Annotated in this window: 18 protein-coding genes; 13 read left to right on the top strand and 5 right to left on the bottom strand. The window is 65.3% G+C overall.

The window, feature by feature from the left end:
• Positions 1-207: 207 nt before the first annotated feature.
• Positions 208-2,007: a tetratricopeptide repeat protein gene (locus QFZ27_RS08465; RefSeq protein ID WP_429225722.1), complete on the bottom strand. Its 1,800-nt coding sequence runs from the start codon at positions 2,005-2,007 to the stop codon at positions 208-210.
• A gap of 325 nt (positions 2,008-2,332) precedes the next feature.
• On the opposite strand from QFZ27_RS08465, the gene QFZ27_RS08460 reads away from it, so the two are divergent.
• From QFZ27_RS08460 to QFZ27_RS08410, 11 genes are all read left to right on the top strand, one after another.
• The gene (locus QFZ27_RS08460) at positions 2,333-2,560 is read left to right on the top strand and encodes a hypothetical protein (RefSeq protein WP_429225721.1); all 228 of its coding nucleotides are present in this window, start codon (positions 2,333-2,335) and stop codon (positions 2,558-2,560) included.
• Between the two features lie 238 nt (positions 2,561-2,798).
• Positions 2,799-3,395, top strand: a complete 597-nt coding sequence (locus tag QFZ27_RS08455) for a hypothetical protein (RefSeq protein ID WP_429225720.1) — start codon at positions 2,799-2,801, stop codon at positions 3,393-3,395.
• 42 nt (positions 3,396-3,437) lie between these two features.
• Positions 3,438-4,724 (top strand): paraquat-inducible protein A, encoded by a 1,287-nt coding sequence (locus QFZ27_RS08450; RefSeq protein ID WP_429225718.1) that lies wholly within the window; start codon positions 3,438-3,440, stop codon positions 4,722-4,724.
• Entirely contained in the window at positions 4,717-6,405 is a 1,689-nt protein-coding gene (locus QFZ27_RS08445) for a PqiB family protein (RefSeq protein WP_429225717.1), read from the top strand. Before QFZ27_RS08450 ends, QFZ27_RS08445 begins: the two co-directional genes overlap by 8 nt.
• An 86-nt stretch (positions 6,406-6,491) precedes the next feature.
• Positions 6,492-6,980 (top strand): PqiC family protein, encoded by a 489-nt coding sequence (locus tag QFZ27_RS08440; protein ID WP_429225715.1) that lies wholly within the window; start codon positions 6,492-6,494, stop codon positions 6,978-6,980.
• Positions 6,981-7,107: 127 nt separating this feature from the next.
• On the top strand, positions 7,108-7,815 hold the full coding sequence (locus tag QFZ27_RS08435; RefSeq protein WP_429225713.1) for a hypothetical protein: 708 nt from the start codon (positions 7,108-7,110) through the stop codon (positions 7,813-7,815).
• Between the two features lie 137 nt (positions 7,816-7,952).
• Positions 7,953-8,717 carry a bestrophin-like domain gene (locus QFZ27_RS08430; protein WP_429225711.1) on the top strand — a complete coding sequence of 255 codons (765 nt, stop codon included), beginning with the start codon at positions 7,953-7,955 and terminating at the stop codon, positions 8,715-8,717.
• Positions 8,718-8,987: 270 nt separating this feature from the next.
• On the top strand, positions 8,988-9,464 hold the full coding sequence (locus QFZ27_RS08425; protein ID WP_429225709.1) for a hypothetical protein: 477 nt from the start codon (positions 8,988-8,990) through the stop codon (positions 9,462-9,464).
• A 441-nt stretch (positions 9,465-9,905) separates the two neighbouring features.
• Positions 9,906-10,259, top strand: coding sequence for a hypothetical protein (locus tag QFZ27_RS08420; protein WP_429225707.1), 354 nt, complete (start codon positions 9,906-9,908; stop codon positions 10,257-10,259).
• A 91-nt stretch (positions 10,260-10,350) separates the two neighbouring features.
• Entirely contained in the window at positions 10,351-11,121 is a 771-nt protein-coding gene (locus QFZ27_RS08415) for a DUF2092 domain-containing protein (RefSeq protein WP_429225705.1), read from the top strand.
• Complete coding sequence (locus QFZ27_RS08410; protein ID WP_429225704.1) at positions 11,118-11,330, top strand: hypothetical protein; 213 nt, start codon at positions 11,118-11,120, stop codon at positions 11,328-11,330. The genes QFZ27_RS08415 and QFZ27_RS08410 overlap by 4 nt, the downstream gene beginning before the upstream one ends.
• A 517-nt stretch (positions 11,331-11,847) precedes the next feature.
• Here QFZ27_RS08410 and QFZ27_RS08405 read toward each other — a convergent pair.
• The 3 genes from QFZ27_RS08405 to QFZ27_RS08395 form a co-directional block, all read right to left on the bottom strand.
• Positions 11,848-12,723 carry a hypothetical protein gene (locus QFZ27_RS08405; protein WP_429225703.1) on the bottom strand — a complete coding sequence of 292 codons (876 nt, stop codon included), beginning with the start codon at positions 12,721-12,723 and terminating at the stop codon, positions 11,848-11,850.
• On the bottom strand, positions 12,720-13,130 hold the full coding sequence (locus QFZ27_RS08400) for a hypothetical protein (RefSeq protein WP_429225701.1): 411 nt from the start codon (positions 13,128-13,130) through the stop codon (positions 12,720-12,722). The genes QFZ27_RS08405 and QFZ27_RS08400 overlap by 4 nt, the downstream gene beginning before the upstream one ends.
• A gap of 587 nt (positions 13,131-13,717) precedes the next feature.
• Complete coding sequence (locus QFZ27_RS08395) at positions 13,718-15,700, bottom strand: calcium-binding protein (RefSeq protein ID WP_429225700.1); 1,983 nt, start codon at positions 15,698-15,700, stop codon at positions 13,718-13,720.
• 699 nt (positions 15,701-16,399) lie between these two features.
• On the opposite strand from QFZ27_RS08395, the gene QFZ27_RS08390 reads away from it, so the two are divergent.
• Both QFZ27_RS08390 and QFZ27_RS08385 read left to right on the top strand, forming a co-directional pair.
• Positions 16,400-16,630 carry a hypothetical protein gene (locus QFZ27_RS08390; RefSeq protein ID WP_429225698.1) on the top strand — a complete coding sequence of 77 codons (231 nt, stop codon included), beginning with the start codon at positions 16,400-16,402 and terminating at the stop codon, positions 16,628-16,630.
• 454 nt (positions 16,631-17,084) lie between these two features.
• A complete protein-coding gene (locus QFZ27_RS08385) occupies positions 17,085-18,086 on the top strand; it encodes a GDP-L-fucose synthase family protein (protein ID WP_429225697.1) in 1,002 nt (333 codons plus the stop codon).
• Between the two features lie 683 nt (positions 18,087-18,769).
• Here the strand turns inward: QFZ27_RS08385 and QFZ27_RS08380 are convergent.
• On the bottom strand, positions 18,770-19,084 hold the full coding sequence (locus QFZ27_RS08380; RefSeq protein ID WP_429225696.1) for a response regulator: 315 nt from the start codon (positions 19,082-19,084) through the stop codon (positions 18,770-18,772).
• Positions 19,085-19,214 lie beyond the last annotated feature (130 nt).

The raw sequence follows: 19,214 nt of genomic DNA, 5'->3' as shown, positions 1-19,214 counted from the left end.
GCCAAGTTCATCACAGCAATCGCTCCATGCGAAATGGACCAGGAGGCTGAACAGGGCTGGACCGGCAATCCTTCGGCACCTGCGATGGCCAAGCCGAGCCATGCTTTTCGATTTCAGCCGAGAGGATGCGAATGGCGGCAGCGCTTGGACAGGTATCCACGGGTAAATTACCGTTGCAGCGGCCGGTTTACCCCTCCAGCGAAGCGGCTAGAGACCCGCCTGCGGAACGCTGAGCCCGGCCTTGCGCAGCCCGTCGACCACGGCGCGAATGATCTCCGGTGCGACGTTCCGGGCCTGCAGGTCGGTTACCACCCGGCCGCCGTAATCGGGACTGAGCTTCAGCAGCAGGTCGATCTCCACAGCGGCTTCGTCCTTCCGCCCGAGCTGGGCATAGGCGATCGCATGGGCCACATGCGTGAACCGATTGTCCCGTTGGTCGATCTTCGAAGCCTCGGTCAGCGCGTCCTCGAACCGTCCGGCCATGTAGTGCGCCAGAAAGAAGCCGAGGCGATAGATCGTGGGCTGGCCCGGGTTGCGGGCGAAGGCTTCGGCCAGGAGCGGCAGGCCGTCGGCGAACTGTCCTCGCAGGCACAAACGGCCGCCGAGATCGGCCATGAGTTCCGCGTTGTTGGGGCTGCGGACCAGGCCGGCGCGGGCGGCCGCAAAGCTCTGCTCGACATCCCGCCTCAACCAGAACACCAGGTGCTGCGCCTGGTAGCCCAGCGGCGCATCGGGGGCCAGGACCACGGCATGCTGCGCCAGCGCCAACCCGCGCTCGAGCGGATCGAAGGCCACGGAGCCCGGCGGTATGCCGAAGCGCACCAGGTCGGCATAGACAAGGGCCAACGCGGCCCAGGCGTCGGCGTAGTCCGGGTCGTCGACGATCGTCCGTTCCAGGCAGTCCCGCACGGACGGATAGAGGGCGCTGTCCGTTCGGCGCCAGTAGGCATAGAAGAGCAGGACGCACTCGTAGGAGCTGAACTGCTCCGGCGCCTTGCCGGTCAATCCGGTGATCCTGTCCGCATAGATGGCGCCATAGGGCTGCGCCACGCTGTCGACGACACGTCGCGCGATCTCCGCCTCGGTGTCCACGATCCGAGCGGGAACGACTGGGCTCTCAAAGGATTGCGACCAGAGATGGCGCCCTGTCCTGCCATCGACCAGCGAGACCAGCAGCCGGATGCGGTCCGGCGTCGTGCTGATGCTGCCCGACAGCACGTAATCGGCCGACAGCTGCCGCGCGAGCACGTCGGCGCTGTTCCCCGGACCGTGCTCGAGGCTGGTGTCGGTGCCGAACACGAAGAGATTTTTGTGGCGGCTCAGCGCGGCGATGATTTCCCGGGTCAGACCCGGCCCGAGATGGAGCCGGGTGGCTTCTGCGTCGCGTTCCTCGAGCGGCGCCACCACCACCGCCGGGCCTTGGCGCTCGATCAGTTCAGGCTGAGCAGTAGATGACCACGGGTGTGCACCCATGCGCCACAGCGCGCCCAGCACGACGAGCGCAATCAGGATGCCGTGCAGAGGAAGCCGCCGAGGCAATCGGCGTAGCCAGTTCCGCCGCGATGGGATCTCCGGCGAGACCGCCACAGGAGCATCGACTTCATCCGGCGGATCCGTTGCCGGCGGGGGAGGCGACACCGCAGGCAACGGATCCGCCACCCTGACCGTGAAGGTCGGAACGTAGTGGCCCTTCGGGATGGTGACCCGGATCGCGTCGTCCCGGCCGCCGGTGAGATAGTAGTGGTCCAGTGAACGGCGCAGCCGGCTGGCCTCGATCCGGACGATCGGATCGATCTGCGGGTCGAAGCTCGCATCGCGATCGAAGACCGCCATGGCGACGCTGTAGCCCTTGATGCGGTCGTCCCGCCCGGCGAGCGTCTCCTCGACGACGTGGCGGAGGAAGCGGCGGTTCCGCTCGGAGGCATCAAAGTCGACGCTGACAAGAATGCGTTCGAGCGCCTCTTGGATTGGTCCGATCGGCAGGACGGGTGAAGTCGCGTCCGGCATCACGCCGCCCTCCAGAGGACGGCGGCCGTGACGGCAGGGTCAGCAGTGGCCGCGCGCCGGCTCTTCGGGAATTGGGATTCCCTTGGAGGTTCGGTTTCGTCTGCCCGCTCGGCTTCGTTGGGCCGGCTATCAACTATCCTGCCGGAGCGTCGATGAATTGACGCGTCCATGATGTGGCCGCCTCCCTGCGGCACCACCTCGAATTATACCGTAAATTACTCCCGCTCGCTCGATTACTACCCGACTATGTTCGGGGCAGCAGATGTGTGGCTCGGCCACGAGCGGCCGCCGGCCGCAACGGCCGTTTGAGAGGGCTGCCGATGCAATGAAGAAGGCCATCGAGCGATTCCCGGACCAAGCGGATCTGATCGGTCACTTGGCCGAACAGTATGAGACGTTCCGCTCGCTTTGCGAAGACCACCAATTGGCCGCGGAGACCCTGGACACCCTCGTCGCCAGACGTCCGGCGGACAACAAGCTGATCGGTGAATACCGCGCGCTCGTGGAAGAGCTGGAAGCAGATATCGCGACGGCCCTGAAAAAGATGCGGTGACGACGGCGCAGATCTCGGACCGGTCTTCCGTTGATTGTACGAGCGTGCTGGAGCTCGCGCGAGGCTGCTGGCAGGGCCACAGTCCCCGCAGCAACCGGCCGGCCTTCGGATGGCTTAAAGGGGGTAATTTACCCCCAGGCTACCCGTAGGCAACTTCGCCATGCCGCTGGCGTGAGGCAGCCTGAGATGTCGAGGCCTCGATCCTCGACCCAACCGACAATGTGCAAGGGAGGTTCACATGACCGTATCGGCCCGGACCCATGCGTGGGCACTGAGCGGACTGGCTGCGTGCCTGTTCTACCTCGCCACAAGTGATCTGTCCCCCGTCGCAGCCCAGGAGGGCGCCGGCGCGAGCGTCCTGACGACGGCGACCGCGACGGTGCAGTCGATCAACCTGGAAACGCGAATGGTGACGCTCAAGGAGAGCGACGGCCGGCTCTCGACCATCCATGTCGGTCCGCAGGCCGTCAACCTGCCGCAGGTCAAGCCTGGCGACCGCGTCAATGTCAGCCGCTACGAGGCCGTGGCCATCGACGTCACCAAGGCGGCTGCGGGCTCGGTGGCAATGGTAACCCAAACCACGGAGGCGGCACGGGCGGAACCGGGGGAACTCCCTGCTGGCGAAGCCTCGGTGGTGACCAAGGTCACGGCCCAAGTCGTCGGCATTAACGTCGCTGAGCACAAGGTCATGTTCATCGGTCCCGCCGGCGTGGTCCGCACGGTCATCGTCAAGAGACCGCAGGTTCAGCAGCTGCTGAATCAGTTGAAGGTGGGCGACATGGTGGAGATCTCCTTCGCCGAGTCTGAGGCCGTCTCCGTGACACCGGCAACATAACGAGCACGGAAGCGGGCCCGGCCGACTGATCGGAGGACACCGGTGCATCCGTCCCTGGACCTGATCGCGGCGCAGCATCGCGAGGACGATGCCCCGCTTGGCCGCGTGATGGAGTGCCACGAATGCGGCTTGCGGCACGCGGTGCCGCGGCTGGCAGACGGGACGACAGCCCGGTGTGTACGCTGCGGCGCCACCCTGCACCGGTTCCGCGCCAGCTCGCTCGACCACGCCTTCGCCTACGCATGCGCCGGGCTGGTGTTCTTCCTGATGGCGAACTTCCTGCCCTTCATCTCGCTGGAGATCTCGGGACGGGTGCAGGCGGCCAGCCTCGTCACCGGGATCTTCGTCCTCTATGGCCAGGGCTTGTGGGAGCTGGCGGCGGTGGTCGCCCTCACCATGTTCGTCGCTCCAGGGCTCCGGCTCGGCACGTTGTTCGTGGTGCTGGGCGGCCTGCACCTGAAGCAGCCGCCGCGCTGGCTGCCGCAGCTCCACCGATGGGCCGTCCTGCTCGGACCCTGGGCGATGATCGAAGTCTACATGCTCGGCGTCTTCGTCGCCTATGTGAAGCTGATCGACCTCGCCACCGTCGTCGTCGGCCCGGGCCTCTATTCGGTCGGCGCCCTGATGCTGGCGATCATCGCCGCCGGCACCACGCTCGACACCGAGACTGTGTGGGGTGAATTCGAGCGGCGCGGCCTGACCACACCGCCGCCGCCGGTCGACCCGCACCGTCCGGCCTGCCTCTGCCACGCTTGCGGCCTCGTCTCCAACCTTCCGGCCGGCGGGCATGGTGACTGCCCGCGCTGCGGTGCTGTGCTGCACCGGCGCCGGCCGGACAGCCTGACCCGCACCTGGGCGCTGGTGATCACCGCGATCATCCTCTACATCCCGGCCAATGTCTTCCCGGTGATGACGGTGATCTCGCTGGGCAGCGGCGCCCCGGACACGATCATCAGTGGAGTGATCGAGTTGGCGGATGCCGGCATGTGGCCGCTGGCGGCCCTGGTCTTCTTCGCCTCGATCACCGTGCCGGTGCTGAAGCTCATCGGCCTGATCACCCTCCTGGTCACGACCCGGCGCGGTTCGGCGCGGGGCCTGCGGCGGCGCACCGCGATCTATCGCGTGGTCGAGGCGGTCGGCCGCTGGTCGATGATCGACATCTTCATGATCTCGATCCTGGTGGCGCTGGTCCAGCTCGGCCAGCTGGCGACGATCGAGCCCGGGGTCGGCGCCGTGTGCTTCGCCGCCGTGGTGATCACCACCATGATCGCAGCCATGTCATTCGATCCGCGCCTGATCTGGGACGCGGCGGGGGAAAACCGTGACTGACACCGATCATCCCGCGCCCGGGACGCCGGCCGCGCCGCGCATCGACCGCAAGCGCCGATTGTCGCCGATCTGGCTGGTGCCGATCGTGGCGGCGCTGGTCGGCGTCTATCTCGCCTGGATCACCCTGTCCGAGAAGGGGCCGACCATCACCATCAGCTTCCAGACCGCGGACGGGCTGGAGGCCGGCAAGACCCAGATCAAGCACAAGGAGGTGGTGTTCGGCACGGTCAAGAGCCTGGCCCTGACCGAGGATCTGAGCCATGTCGAAGTCACCGCCGAGATGACCAAGGAGGCGGCGCCGCATCTGCGCCAGGGCACCCGGTTCTGGGTGGTGCGGCCGCGGCTGTCGGCCAGCGGCGGGCTGACCGGCTTCTCCACCATCGTCTCCGGCGCCTATATCGAGCTCGACCCCGGCCAGGGGGCCGACGAGCACAGCTTCACCGGGCTGGAGGACCCACCGGTGGTCCGGGCCGACATGCCCGGCACCGAATTCCTGCTCACCGCCGACCGGATCGGCTCGATCGGCGCCGGCTCGCCGATCTATTTCCGCGACGTCCAGGTCGGCCAGGTGATGGGCTTCGATTCATCCAACCTCGAAGCCGGGGTCAAGATCCATACCTTCGTCCGCGCGCCCTATGACCGGCAGGTCTATGCCGGCACCCGGTTCTGGAACGCCGCCGGCATCTCGCTGACCACCGGGCCGCAGGGCTTCCGGCTGCAGATCGAATCGCTACAGGCGGTCCTGGCCGGCGGCATCGCCTTCGACACCCCGTCCACCGCCCGGACCGGAGAGCCGGCGAAAGCCGGCACCAGCTTCGCGCTGTACAAGGACCAGACCAGCGTGCAGGAATCGGAGTACACGATCCGCCTGCCCTACCTGGTCTATTTCGACGGCTCGGTCGGTGGCTTGGCGCCCGGCGCCCCGGTCGAATGGCACGGCATCAAGATCGGCCAGGTCACCGATGTCCGGCTGCAATACGATGCCGCCGCGGGCCTGGCCCGGATCCCGGTCACGATCGAGGTGGAGCCGCAGCGGATCGAGCTGGTCGGCACCGACCAGGCCTTCGGCAGCGGCGCCAATGTGGAGGCGCTGGTCCGGCGCGGGCTGCGGGCGCAGTTGAAGACCGGCAACCTGCTGACTGGCGCAATGGTGGTGACCTTCGACATGGTTCCCGATGCGTCGCCGGCGGAGCTGGGCGCTGGTGACCGTTATCCGGTGATCCCGAGCGTGCCGGGGCAGTTGGACAGCGCCGTGCGCTCGATTAGCGGCATCCTCGGCAAGGTCGCGGCGCTGCCGCTCGACCAGCTGATCCAGCAGGCCGATGCGACGCTCAAATCCTTCGAGACGCTCTCCGCCTCGCCGGAGATTACCACGTCGCTGCGATCGCTCGCCGGAACCCTGGTGGCCACGCAGCAACTTGTCTCGCAGGCCAACACCGATCTCGGGCCGGTCATGGACAAGCTGCCGCCACTCCTGACCTCGGCGCAGCAGGCGGTCCAGCGGCTGAGCGGGACATTGCTCTCCGTCAACAACGGCTATGGCAATGACTCGAGCTTCAGACGCGACCTGGTGCGGCTGATGAGCCAGGTCGACGACACGCTGCGCTCCGTCCGTGTGCTCACCGACTATCTGGAGCAGCACCCCGAATCCCTGATCCGCGGCAAGGCGGGAGGGGGTTAATGGCGCTAATGTCCTGCACGCGGCGCGGCCTTCTCGGCTTGGTCATCGCCGCCTCACTGTCCGCCTGCGCCTCATGCGCGCCCAAGGTGTACACCCTTGTGGCGGTGCAGGGCACTGCCGTCGGCGGCCGGCCGGTGACGGCGTCGGTGGCGGAGGTCGACATCGCCAAATATCTCGATCGGCCGCAGATCGTCACCCGCTCGGGCACGGTGGAGCTCGGCGTCGACGAGTTCGAGCGCTGGGGCGAGCCGCTGGCGAACATGGTGCAGCGGGTGCTGGCGGAAAACCTCGAGCTGCGTCTGCCAGCGGGTTCGGTCGTCACCACCAGCCGGACCCTGGCGGGCGACGAGGCCGTGACGGTCGAGCTTGCGCTCAGCCGGTACGATCCGGAGGCCGACGGCACCATCGTGCTCGAGGCGCAGTGCCGCCTGCGGCGCAGCGCTGGCGGCAGGGCGAAGACCGAGATCGCCCGCATCACCCGCCGTCCGGCCGATGAGACCACGGCCGCCAAGGTCCAAGCGATGAGCGACGTCCTGGGCGAGCTCGCCGACCGCATCGCCGGGGGGATGCGCTGATGGGACGTCGGCATGGGCAAGTTGGCAGGCATTAAGGATGTCCGGCAGGCGGCGAGTTTGACGGATTCGAAGGCCAAAGCGCGGCCGACTCTGCATACCGAGTGAGACCGCCCGCGAGGAGAGTTCCATGACACCTCACGCGATCGAGGAAACCGGCAGAGGGCGATGGACGAGGTTGCGCTTCATCCTGGTGCACGAGTTCCGCAAGCTGCTGCCGCCGACCATCTTCTTCTTCGTCGGATTCAACCTGATCCTGTTCAGCAAACGGCTCTTGCTGGCCGACTACCTGATCCAGTTCAGCGGCTTCTTCCTGGCGACGACCGCGGCTCTGGTGGTCGGCAAAGTCGTGCTGATCGCCGACACCATGCCGTTCCTGCGACGCTTCGATCGGGCGCCTCTGGCACAGCCCATCCTGTTCAAGACCGTCGTCTACTCGCTCCTGGTCTCCGCGGTGCGTCTCCTCGAGGCGTTTGCCCATTACCTGATCGGGGGCGGCAGCCTGGGCGGCGGCGGCTTCCTGAACGAGCTCCTGGGCAGCTTCAGCTGGGACCATTTCATCGTGACGCAGATTTGGATCTTGGTGCTGTTCCTCGTCTACGTCACGGCGAGCGAGATCAACGGCCTCATCGGCGACGGCGAGCTGTTCAAGATCCTGTTCACCCGACGCTCGTCGGAGCTGAAGTTGACCCGGCGCGCGCGCATCCGGCTGCTGGCTCGGCTGTCCCGATTGGCCGATCCTCATTCGATCGATGTGCTGCGCGATCCCAAGACAACTCCGCATGCCGAACTAGTGGCGATCCTGCGCAGTCTCGGGCACAGGGGTCGCCCGGGATGAGTGGTTTAGCGCCGCGAGCGCGGTGGCCCTGCGATCCGGAGACCGCGACGCAGGGCCTCCGATCAGGAGGTAGCACGGAGTTCCCTTGATCCGAAATTGATGCTGGGGAAGGTCCGAACAGACCAGGAGGTCAGATCGTGAGTGCGCCGGCAATTGCCTCGATCGTGTTCTTGTGCGTGTTCGGCGGCGCGTTGCTGGGGATAGGCCTTCGTCACATTCTGCCCGAGCACCATCTGAATGATGCTTCCAAAGATGTGGTCAGGCTGGGCATGGGCCTGGTCGCAACCATGGCAGCGCTGGTTCTCGGCCTGTTGATCGCGTCGGCGAAAACTTCCTACGATGCCCAGAACAACGAGCTCGACCAGATATCCGCAGATTTCATCCTGCTTGACGGCACACTGGCGCGCTATGGGCCGGAGGCACGAACCATCCGGGATCAACTCCGCGGCACGATCGAGTTCGCGCTGGAGCGAATCTGGGCTCCCGGGGCGCCCGAGGCAACCGCGGCCGGCGCCTTCGAGCCGACGGCGGCGCGCGGATTTCTCTACCACCGAATACTGGACCTCGAACCGCAGACCGATCGTCAGCGCATGCTCCAGTCCCAGGCGTTGCAAATCGGCTTGGAGCTTGGACAGGCACGCTGGTTGCTGGTGACGCAATTGACGGGCAGCTCGATCTCGATGCCATTCCTGGCGGTGCTCGTCTTCTGGCTCTTCGCTCTGTTTGCCAGCTTCGGGCTCTTCGCACCATCCAATGCAACGGTGTTCGCGGTCGTGCTGGTTGGCACACTGTCGGTCTCAGGCGCGATCTTCCTGATTTTGGAACTTGCCCAGCCGTTCGAGGGGATCCTGCAGCTGTCCAGCGCCCCCCTGCGCGGCGCTTTGGCCCATCTTGCGCAGTAGGGGCAAATGCAACAGGTGTGTGCGAGCGGCAGCGCGTGCAGGCGCGGTCGCCGCGGAGTTCCGCGACCGCTCGGGTTCAATCACGCGCCTTGGTAATCGACATATCGAGTTCGGCTTGCCGCCATCAGCGTGCCCAGACTGATGATCTGGTTCGGTCCCGAGGTATGGGCAGGCCACGAGGGCAATCGGGTGCAGGCGATGCCAAGAAGGGCTGGCGCTTCCTCATTCGCCTTCGTGGTTCGACAAAACGACGAAGTTGGGAGCTCCCGAATGGGTCAACCGTCACGACGCGTCGCCTACGCTATGCTCCTGATCCTCCAGACCGCGACGGCCTCCTACCTGATGTGGCTCATCCTACCGATCTTTCGGAGGGTCGTGTCGCGCCTGGGGGAGCCGCCGAATGTCGACTTGTCGGTCGAGATTGCCATCATCGGGGGCGCTGTCGTCCTGCAATGCTGCTACTGGACAAGGCTGCGCTGGATTCCGGTCTTCGCGCCGTTCCGGAGCATCGTTGTCGGACACCTCCTCCTGTTCGCCAGCCGTGCCAGCTTCTTTTTCGGCGGCGCGCTCTTCTCAGTCATCTTCTTCAGGCATGTGCCGGAGCTGGACGCGTTGCCGCCCCTCGGCCAAATCTTGGGGAGGGCATTGGCCGTGATGGCGGTCCTCTTCTCCTTGTTCTGCTATTCGCTCGAATTGGAGCGGCTCGGAAAGGCGATCGAGGCACCTCCCAGAGATGATCCGCGATAGCACTCGCCACTGTCCAGGAATCTGGCCGCTTCCCTGGTGGGCTGGATCGGCCACCGCAACGGTAATTTACCCGTGGATACCTGTCCAAGCACTGCCACCACAGGCACCCTCCAAGCTGAAAGCCAAGAGCGTGGCTCGGCCTGGCCATCGCAGGCGCCGATCGATGACGCCTCACGGTCAGCCCCGACCCGACACGATGGCCCGATTGCGCGGCACTGGACCCAACGCGTCGACGGAGGGATTGCTGCAATGAACTTGGAACAGGTCACAACTGATCCCCGGCGGGCGATACGGTCCAGCAGATGCCGACTGACGGCATTGGTGTCGCTCTCAGCGTGTTCTCAATCGCCCGCTGGCCCGCCACTCGGCATGGACCCGAAGCGAGGCTGAGGCTTGGCCCGTCGATTCAACGGCGGACCGATAACAGGGAGGAGAGCCGAAATGGCGACGGTCCTTGCCGACGCCGCCCGACGAGTGCTCACTATCGGCCTCGTTGCTGACGCCCTGCGGTCCGCAGCGTCGGCGATCCCGGCGATGGCCCGGGACACCGCTGTGCCGCCCGCGAACACAACGGCAGGGCCACGGTTTGCCCAAATTACGCCCTATGCCTGGCTGCCCTCGGTCAGCGGCACCACCGGCGGTGACCGCCGCGTCCCGTCGCTGTCGATCGACCAGAGCTTCTCGGACATCCTCAGCGATCTCGACTTGGCCGGCATGATCGTCGGCGCGGTCCGCGACGCGCGGATCGGGCTGTTCGTGGATTGGCGTCCGGGCGAAATCGAGCTGGTGAAGTGATAGGCCAATCCACCACAGAAAGAACTGAACAATGCAAACCACCATTCCGAACACAGTAACCACGCCACCATCGCGATGGAGAACCCCCGCGATGCATATGGCAGCGGCGGCCGTGGCCGTGATGGTCGGGTTGGGCGCAACCTCAGGAGCGACAGCCGATGAGGCAGACGCCAAGAGCCTGCTCAAGGCAATGTCCGATTATCTGGCGGCGCAGAAGGCGATATCGTTCGGATACGATACCAACTTCGAGGTCGTCACCAAAGATCAGCAGAAACTGTCGCTGGCGAGTTCCGGTACGATCACTCTTAACCGGCCCGACAAGATCCATGCCACGCGCTCCGCCGGGTTTGCCGATGTCGAAATGATCTTTGACGGGAACACGCTGACGTTGCTCGGCAAGAATGCGAACCTCTACACTCAAATCGCTGTGCCCGGCACGATCGACAAATTGGTCGACGAGTTGCGGGACAAATACAACAAGCCCCTCCCTGGTGCAGACTTGCTCCTGTCGAATGTCTACGATGTGCTGATGCCTGATGTCGTCGACGTGAAGGACCTCGGCAGCGGTGTGATCGGTGGCGTTGAATGCGATCACCTCGCCTTTCGAACCAAGGACGTCGATTGGCAGATCTGGATCGCACAGGGGGACCGTCCCTATCCGTGCCGATATGTCATCACCTCCAAGCTCGTCGCCAGTGCACCGCAATACAGTGTCCAAACCAGGGACTGGAGGACCGGAGCTGAGGTCGCATTGGAGGATTTTACCTTCAAGAATTCAACGGACGCTAAAATGATGGACCTGAGGGAACTCCCTGATATCGACGAATTGCCGCAGCATTTTGCCGTAGGAGGCGTCCAATGACCGCGTTGAAGCTGTTTGCCGTCGCTCTGGTGGCTGGGATCATCGGGCTTGGAGGGCCCGAACTCGGAGAGCGGCTTTCGATCCCTGGCGTGCACGGCATGGTTTCGACTGCCGAGGCCAGGGTCGGACGTCCGTTGACACCGGTGAGCGTCGCCGGAGTGGCACGGCGCACGGTTCGGCGCTGTGCGGTGGGCGTGTATTATTGTTAGGGTGGGCCTCGTCGCGAGAAGCGCTGAATGTGAGAGGGCGCCAGGTCATGACCCCTCACTATCGTAGAAAATCGGGCACTTGTCGTGCCGATCGGCACTGAGACCCATGCCGATCTACACTTCTGCCTCGGACACCGCCGCTGGAGCCCGTCCGGACTTCTCCACGGCGAGGCGCAGCGTCTCGGCGTGGCCAGGAGTGACCATGTGGAGTACGTGCGCAGGTGGCGAGGCGGAGGGAACGGCTGTGAGACGGAGCTACTTCGAGATGTGGGGCGCGGCTAGGCATGCCGGCAGCAGCGGCCCATACAAGCCGCAATCCGTCACCGGCGAGTTCCCGAGGTGGCCCAGCGATGCCGAGGTCGTTGAGGCATTCACCCGTGCGGGTCTCGAGGTGGAGCGCGTCATCGGCGTGGCACCGGTGAAGGCCCCGGAACTCGGTTAGCGAGCGGCGGCCGACCGAAAGCACTGGCCACGATGAGCAGCTATTACAGTCCATCCCTCTACGGCATCAACGACGTCACCATCCCGGAGGGCGGCGGCAGCTTCGCCGGGCACCGGGTTGCCGCCGCGGTCGAGCCGGCAGAACAGGGCGCCCGCCAAGTCGCCACGAGGCTCCAGCCAGCGCCGCAGCGGTGACGGCGCACAGCGCCGAGCCGGGCACGGCCTCGATGCCGATCTCGGCGCCGTGGCGCTCCTGGTCGGCCTTGGAGCGGCCGACGAACAGCATTAGGCCTTCGGTGGTGAAGCTGACGTCACGGAGGTCGAAGGCGGCGAGCTCGGAGCGGCGAAAGCCGCCGGCGAAGCCGATCAGCAGCAGCGCCATATCGCGGAGCGCGCGACGCCCCTCCCCTCCCCCGCCGGCCAGCTCGACGCCGGCCAGGTCCGGGTGTGCATCCGGGGTCAGCACCAGGGACGCGGCGCGCAGGTTGGGCTCGAGCAGCGCCGCCTTGCGCACCGGCCGGGCGCCCTTGGTGCGGCGCAGGCCTTTGAGGAAGGCCTCGAACTCGGCGTCATCGAGCTGCAGCGGCCGCTTCAGCCGCTTGCGGATCGCCACGACGGCGGCCCGCCGCAGCAGGATGGTCGACAGCGAGCGCCTTTCTGAAAGGGCGGTCAGGTGCATGACCAGCCAGCGCTCGTCGGCCGCGGCATCAGAGTTCTCTCCGGTCGGGTCGAGGCCGAAGCCGAGGCACCAGTCGCTCCAGGCGCGCCAGGCCTTGCCGTAGGCGATCCGCGTGTTCTCGGAGAGCGAGGCTTCGACCAGCTGGTCGGCCTTCTGCGCCAGCGCCTTGATCTCGGCGATCTTCGCTTCGCTCAGGGCCACCGGCCCCGCCGGTGGTGTCCATGGCATCGCCGCGGGCATCGGCGTGGCGGCGTCTTCGATCAGATCGGTCATGCCTGTAGCGTCGCGCGCAGCCGCGCCAGCGCGGCCTCCTCCTCCTGCCGGATCCGCGTGATGGCGGTGGCGACCGCCGCCGGCGCGCCGTCGGCCAGCGCCCGGCGGGGGCCGTCATGGTCGGCATGATCCCGCATGAAGCGATCGAGCTGGTCCCGGTACTGCCGGCCCGTGGCTGCGGCCCGCTCGATCATGGCGCGGCCCGCCTCGGTGACCACGAGTTGATCGCGAACGCCGGGCTTGGTTGCCAGGTGTCCCGCCCTCATGGCCTGGCGCTGCAGCCGGCCGCGGGCGGTGCGGCCATCCTCGCGGTCGATCCGGGCGTCCGGATGGGCGACGCCGAGCTGGAGGATTGCGGCGCTGCTGCCGGCCCCGTGGCGTCGTGGTTTCGCATCGTCGTCCCTCATCGCCCGAACATCGGCCGCGGCGCCGTGTCGCCCGACGACGATTCTACCGCATCCGCGCCGCGCAACAATCGTTCCCATGCGCGATAATCGCCCTTATCGCTCGCAAAATCATATGCTTAGCCGAATATCATAATCTGAATGGCAGGCTGGACTGTTGGCGTCGCCGTCAGGTTCGCGCAAGGAGCGGACCTCGTGACGACGCGCGGTATTGGCGCGCGTGTGCGCAAGGGTGAAGGGTTTCGGACGCCGGCCCTCAGCGCCGGCGGATAGGTCTCGACGGGCCGGCATCCGAAACCCTTCACCTGAGTGGGACAGGAGGAAGGGCGTCAACGCCGCGCCTCTCCGCCGGTCTGGTTTCGGCTCTTTGCGGTCATTCCGACGAGTCGCCTCGTCTGTCCAAGTTGCAGCCCTTTCGGCCATGCGAATGCGAGCGTTCGAAAAAGGAACGAGCGAGGGGCAGCAATTCCCCTCGCTCGCGGCCGGCGTCATTTCGTGGCACTCGATCCCGCCGGCCGGTGCGGCAATGGCACAAGCCCCACCGGCCGTACCTGGGCCCGTGACCTAGGGAGGTCAGTCGGGCCGGGATCTCACAGCATGAAGTCCGAGGCCTGCAACGTGATCGCTCCATCGAGATGGATGACCATGTCGGCGGTGCCGTCGCCGTTCACGTCGGCCGAGACCGTCGTGGTGTCGCCGACGCTTTCATAGCGCAGTTGCCCGGCGGTGCCGGAGAAGGCCGCGGTGCCGATGAAGCTGAAGGCCGTGTCGCCATTCGCGGCATTGCCGTCGGCATCGATCTTCTGCACCCAGATTAAATCGCCGTGCTGGAAGCCCTGGATCGTGTCGGCGGCCGCGGCGGTGCTGTCGGACACGGCGGTGTAGCTGAAATAATCAATGCCGCTGCCGCCGTTCAGCGTGTCGGCGCCCATACCTCCGCGGAGGGTGTCGTTGCCACCGGCACCGCTGAGGACGTCGTGCCCATCAAACCCGACAAGCGCGTTGGACAGGGCGTTGCCGGTCATGGTGTCGTCATGGTTACTGCCGTGAATGATCTCGACGTCGCGGTCGATGGTGTCGCCCTCGGCCATGCCGCCCGAGTTGACGTTGGTCTCGAGATTGATGGTCACGCCGACCGTGCTGTCCCAATAACTGCCGACATCGTAGTCGGCGCCGCCGGTCAGGTGGTCGGCGCCGTCGCCGCCGCGCAGGATGTCGCCGCCGGCGCCGCCGATCAGATGGTCGTCACCGGCCTCCCCCTGCAGGGTATCCCACTCGTCGCCGCCATCGACCTGATCGGCGCCGTTGCCGCCATAGAGATTGTCATTGTCGCCTGCTCCCGCGACGGTGTCGTTGCCGCCGCCGCCATTGATCACGTTGACGCCGCCATTTCCAGACAGCGTATCGTCGAATTTGCTGCCGGCCAGGTTTTCGATACTGGTCAGGGTGTCGCCTTCGGCATCGCCGCCGGTGCCGGTGCCGGCCGCGAGGTCCACCGTCACCGCGGCGCCGGAGGTGGAGTATCTGCCCACATCCGTGCCGTCTCCGCCGTTGAGGTTATCCCCGCCCGCGCCTCCACTGAGGTCGTCATTGCCGTCGCCGCCGGAGAACGCGTTCGCAGCCGCACCACCAATCAGCGTGTCGTTGAACTCGGTCCCGGTGACGTTCTCGATGCTGTTGTAGGTATCGTCCTCGGCTATGCCACCACCGACCCCTGTCGCCAGATTGACGGTCACGGCAGCGAATGGCGCATCCCGGCTGTAGTCGACAGTGTCGTTGCCGTCCCCACCGTTCAGGACATCGGCGCCATAGGTTGCGCCCGCCCCGCTGCCGTTGCCTCCTATGAGGGTGTCGTCGCCGGCGCCACCCTCGATGGTGTCGTTGCCGGCAGTACCGATCAGCACGTTGGCACCGTCGTCACCCGTCAGCGTGTCGTCGAATTGGGTGCCGGTGACGTTCTCAATGCTGTTGTAGGTGTCGCCCTCGGCCATGCCACCACTGGCCCCGGTCGCCAGATTGACGGTCACGGCCACGAATGCCGATTCCCGATTGTAGTCGACAGTGTCATTGCCGTCTCCACCGTCGAGGGCATCGGCGCCATAGGTTGCCCCGGTCCCGGCGCCGCTGCCTCCTGTCAGGGTGTCGTCGCCGGCGCCACCCCGCAGGGTGTCATTGCCGACGCCCCCGATCAGCAAGTTCGCAGCCGCATCACCAATCAGCGTATCGTCGAATCCGGTGCCGGTGACGTTCTCGATGCTGCTGTATGTGTCGCCCTGGGCCTGGCCGCCACCGACCCCGGTCGCAAGATTGACGGTCACGGCAGCGAATGCCTCTTCATCGCTGTAGTAGACGGTGTCGACGCCGTCCCCGCCGTTCAGGGCATCGGCACCATAGGTTGAGCCGATCCCGCCGCCGCTGCCTCCAATGAAGCTGTCGGAGCCGGCGCCACCCTCCAGGGTGTCGTCGCCGGCGCCACCCCCCAGGGTGTCGTCGCCGGCCAATCCATTGATCGTATCGGCGGCGGCCGTCCCGGTGAGGGTGTCCGCATCTGCAGTACCGTCTATTACAGCCATTGGGATTCTCCAAAAAAATTCTTATCGAGGCGTGTGACTTCCGTCGTCGACTCCCGAGCAGACGGCCAGCGACAGAGACCAAAGTCCTTGACGAACGAATTGCATGAAAGCTGATTCGTCAGGCGAACTCACCAAATTCCGATTAATTTTCAAGGAAGCATATTCAACAGATAACAATAGTAAATAAACCGATTCATCCACCCCCCATCAATCCCAATCGTTGGCTGCGTATAGATGCATCTGCCAGCCAGGGCGGACGGACTGCATGAGCCCGCTGAGGTCTAGTTGCGGGAGCCGCCGCAGTGACGTGGAATGTCCGGTTCTGAGCGGCCTGGACGGCCTTCGGATTACGGCAAAGGGGACGGACCGGCCCCATCGCCGAAGGTCTGGAATCGGAGTCAACCAGATTGATCTGGATGTCCGGTTCGGAGGAACTCAGCAGGCCTCCGAACGTCGGCTATGGGGACGATCCGGACGACCTGGCCCGTTGTAGCTCTACCAGCGGCCGTGCTCCCTGGCCTGCATGAGCAGGTGCTCAAGGAGACGGCGACGGTGCAATGGAGCGGCGCGTCGGGGTGCGAAGGCCGATTACTTCGCCAGGGTGCCGCGCTTCGCATCAGCCGATGCCGGTGTCGGGTCTCTCCAAGCTGTGCTAGACGCGTTGATCAGGGCACGACTGCAGACGGGCGGAGCCTTGCCATGCCTTTGGACGATCGACAGCGGAAAGCGCCTGAGGCGCTGGCCACGCGAGATCTGATCGGGGTGATCGCCGAAATCGACCGGACGTACTCTCGGGGTCTCGACGCTCGGGCGATGCGGCAAATGACCGAGATTCTGGAGGCGCGCCCCGATCTGACTCAGGACGGAGCCGATCTCATTGCCGAAATCCGCGTGTGCCGGCTCCGCCCGAACTCAGTCGCCTCGAACTGAGGGATCGGAGGCCCCTTCGCTGGGAGATACAAATTGAGGCCCCGGGTGCAGATGCTCGCGCGCGATCAGGTGTAGCCAGCCAGACCGATCGGCCGTGTGGGTCGGCTGACGAGTCGCCCGGACTATCTGTGGGTGTAGCGTCCCCACGCCATTTCGATCTCAGCATGAGAGCCCCCGAGCAGGTCTCTTCGCTCGTCATCCCGGCTGGAAGGGCAATCCGCGAGGGCGCATTCTCCGGGCAGTCGGCCCACCATCATCGCCTCGTTGCACCGCCGGGTCGATCTGATCGAATGCTGCAGGAAATCCGTGTCACAGGAGTACCCGCATCTTCTTTTGTCTATGGTGTCGTCACCGATTATGCGAGCTAAAATAAATTACGAAACAAACGTATGGCAAATATTCTGATTGTCATTTGCGACAACTTGCAGAGGAGAGCGACGGAATATCGGACGGAGTGGCCGGCCAGCGGTTGGCGCTGCGCGGCAAACGTGTCTGGATTACCGGGCACCACGGTATGGTGGGCTCGGCCTTGCTCCGGCGGCTCGAGCGCGAGGACTGCACGCTCCTGACGGCCGGCCGGTCGGCCGTGGATCTGACCTGCCAGGCGGCCACGCAGGCCTGGATGGAACGGGAGCGGCCTGAGATCGTGTTCGCGGCGGCGGCTCGGGTCGGCGGGATCGTCGCGAACGCGACCTATCCCGCGGACTTCCTGTACGAGAATCTGATGATCACCGCGAATGTGATCCACGGGGCGTACCGGACCGGGGTCGAGAAGCTGCTCTATCTCGGCTCGAGCTGCATCTATCCACGCGACGCGGTCCAACCGATCCGTGAGAACCAGTTGCTGAACGGCCCGCTTGAGAAAACCAATGAGGCCTATGCGATCGCGAAGATCGCCGGCGTGAAGCTGGTCGAGACCTATGCGCGCCAATATGGCTGCCGCTTCGTCTCGGTGATGCCGACCAACCTTTACGGCCCGAACGACAATTTCGACCTGGAGACGTCGCATGTGCTGCCGGCGCTGATCCGCCGGATCCATGAGGCGAAGCTACAAGGCCAGCCCGTTGTCACGCTCTGGGGCTCGGGCCGGCCGCGGCGCGAGTTCCTCCATGTCGATGATCTCGCCGGCGCCTGCGTCACGGTCATGGAGGGCTACGATCAGCCGACCCCGATCAACATCGGCGCCGGGTCCGACCTCACGATCGTTGAGCTGGCCGCGCTGATTGCCGAGATTGTGGGTTATGAGGGCGTCTTCAGCTTCGACAGCAGCCGACCAGACGGCACACCACGGAAGCTCCTCGACGTCAGCGAGATAACGTCCCTCGGCTGGTCCCCTACGATCGGCCTAGCCGAGGGCATCCGGACGACATTCGAGTATTGGCTCGCCATCGAGGCGGTGAGCGCAGCACACCTCAGCGCATTCCAGGTCCGGCCGATGATGACCGCGATCGGGTAGCGACCCTTTCCGACCTCAGGGGTGCAGTTGGAAGCCAAGGGACTCCTGGCCCGACGACGAGAGTCCTGCATCATCCGATGTCGGGCGCGGCGTTTGGCAAGATAGAGCGCTATCAGCCCTCGGGAAAGGCCGTGCGATGCCCGCCGATGATCGCGTTGAGCAGTCCTCGGAGACGATCCTCTTCCGATCTCGTCATGGGTTGGGCGGAAAAGGGTCCTCCGCTCACTTCATTTCTTCGACTGGATGGCAGCAGCATGGCGTTCCAGCTGGAGGCGGCTCCCCTGGTCATCCCACGAGCCAGGAAGCTGCACCCGCGACGAAAGCAATCCGCCTCCCAATTGTCGAACTCCTGATCCAGCCGTGCCAGGTAGCGACATGCCCAATCCGGAGTTGGGCCAATCGGAGAGTTAGCCATTCCCATGTCTATCCCCCATCCAAGCGAAGCTGACCCGCCGCCTCCGACAACTCGTTTCTTGGTCATAAACGAACTATCGCGGCGTGGCAGGCGAACGATCCCCCAATTGGAGGATGCCTGGGCCCAGGTCGCACGACGGAGCCTCCGGGGTGCCCATCGTAGAGTGTGAATCGGCTCCAGGTCGTGACTCCTCAATGTCGCGCAAAATCCGGCACTTACCGTGCCGATCGGCGTCGGGACTCCTCGCCGATTTACAGACTGACCTCCCCTACGGAGTCTTGGCGGAAGTGATGGACCGGATCGCCATCGCCAACTCCTCCAGCGATAAGGGCTTGGCGAGCTTCGGCAGATTCGCCCCGATCCCATTCGGCAGCTCGGCATAGCCGGTGGCCAGGATCACCGGAAGGCCGGGCCATTCCGCCGCGATCCGGTCGGCCAGCTCGGCACCGGTCATCCGCCGCATGGCGTGGTCGGTGATCACCAGGTTCGCAGCGTCGCGGCGGAGCGCATCGAGCGCCTGGTCGGCCGCGGTCGCGCCGACGGCGGCATGGCCCAGCTCCTCCAGCATCGCGATCGTGTTCATCAGCAACCAGGCCGACTTCGTCGACCGCCATGATATGCAGCCGGCGCAGCGCCTCCGTCGCGTCCGGGGCCGCTATGTCGCCACCCCAAAACGGCTTTGTGTGCATCCATATCCCTTTCGGGCATGCTCC

Source organism: Inquilinus ginsengisoli, assembly GCF_050434925.1.
Lineage (GTDB): Bacteria > Pseudomonadota > Alphaproteobacteria > DSM-16000 > Inquilinaceae > Inquilinus > Inquilinus ginsengisoli_B.
Note: the sequence above shows the minus strand (reverse complement) of the source record. Positions and strands in the feature narration are given on the sequence as shown.

Coding starts and splice junctions, on each gene's coding strand:
- QFZ27_RS08460 (WP_429225721.1), top strand. CDS start 2,333: ATGAAGAAGGCCATCGAGCGATTCCCGGACCAAGCGGATCTGATCGGT.
- QFZ27_RS08455 (WP_429225720.1), top strand. CDS start 2,799: ATGACCGTATCGGCCCGGACCCATGCGTGGGCACTGAGCGGACTGGCT.
- QFZ27_RS08420 (WP_429225707.1), top strand. CDS start 9,906: ATGGCGACGGTCCTTGCCGACGCCGCCCGACGAGTGCTCACTATCGGC.
- QFZ27_RS08390 (WP_429225698.1), top strand. CDS start 16,400: ATGCCTTTGGACGATCGACAGCGGAAAGCGCCTGAGGCGCTGGCCACG.
- QFZ27_RS08395 (WP_429225700.1), bottom strand. CDS start 15,700: ATGGCTGTAATAGACGGTACTGCAGATGCGGACACCCTCACCGGGACG.
- QFZ27_RS08415 (WP_429225705.1), top strand. CDS start 10,351: ATGCATATGGCAGCGGCGGCCGTGGCCGTGATGGTCGGGTTGGGCGCA.
- QFZ27_RS08410 (WP_429225704.1), top strand. CDS start 11,118: ATGACCGCGTTGAAGCTGTTTGCCGTCGCTCTGGTGGCTGGGATCATC.
- QFZ27_RS08465 (WP_429225722.1), bottom strand. CDS start 2,007: ATGCCGGACGCGACTTCACCCGTCCTGCCGATCGGACCAATCCAAGAG.
- QFZ27_RS08380 (WP_429225696.1), bottom strand. CDS start 19,084: ATGAACACGATCGCGATGCTGGAGGAGCTGGGCCATGCCGCCGTCGGC.
- QFZ27_RS08405 (WP_429225703.1), bottom strand. CDS start 12,723: ATGACCGATCTGATCGAAGACGCCGCCACGCCGATGCCCGCGGCGATG.
- QFZ27_RS08435 (WP_429225713.1), top strand. CDS start 7,108: ATGACACCTCACGCGATCGAGGAAACCGGCAGAGGGCGATGGACGAGG.
- QFZ27_RS08400 (WP_429225701.1), bottom strand. CDS start 13,130: ATGAGGGACGACGATGCGAAACCACGACGCCACGGGGCCGGCAGCAGC.
- QFZ27_RS08425 (WP_429225709.1), top strand. CDS start 8,988: ATGGGTCAACCGTCACGACGCGTCGCCTACGCTATGCTCCTGATCCTC.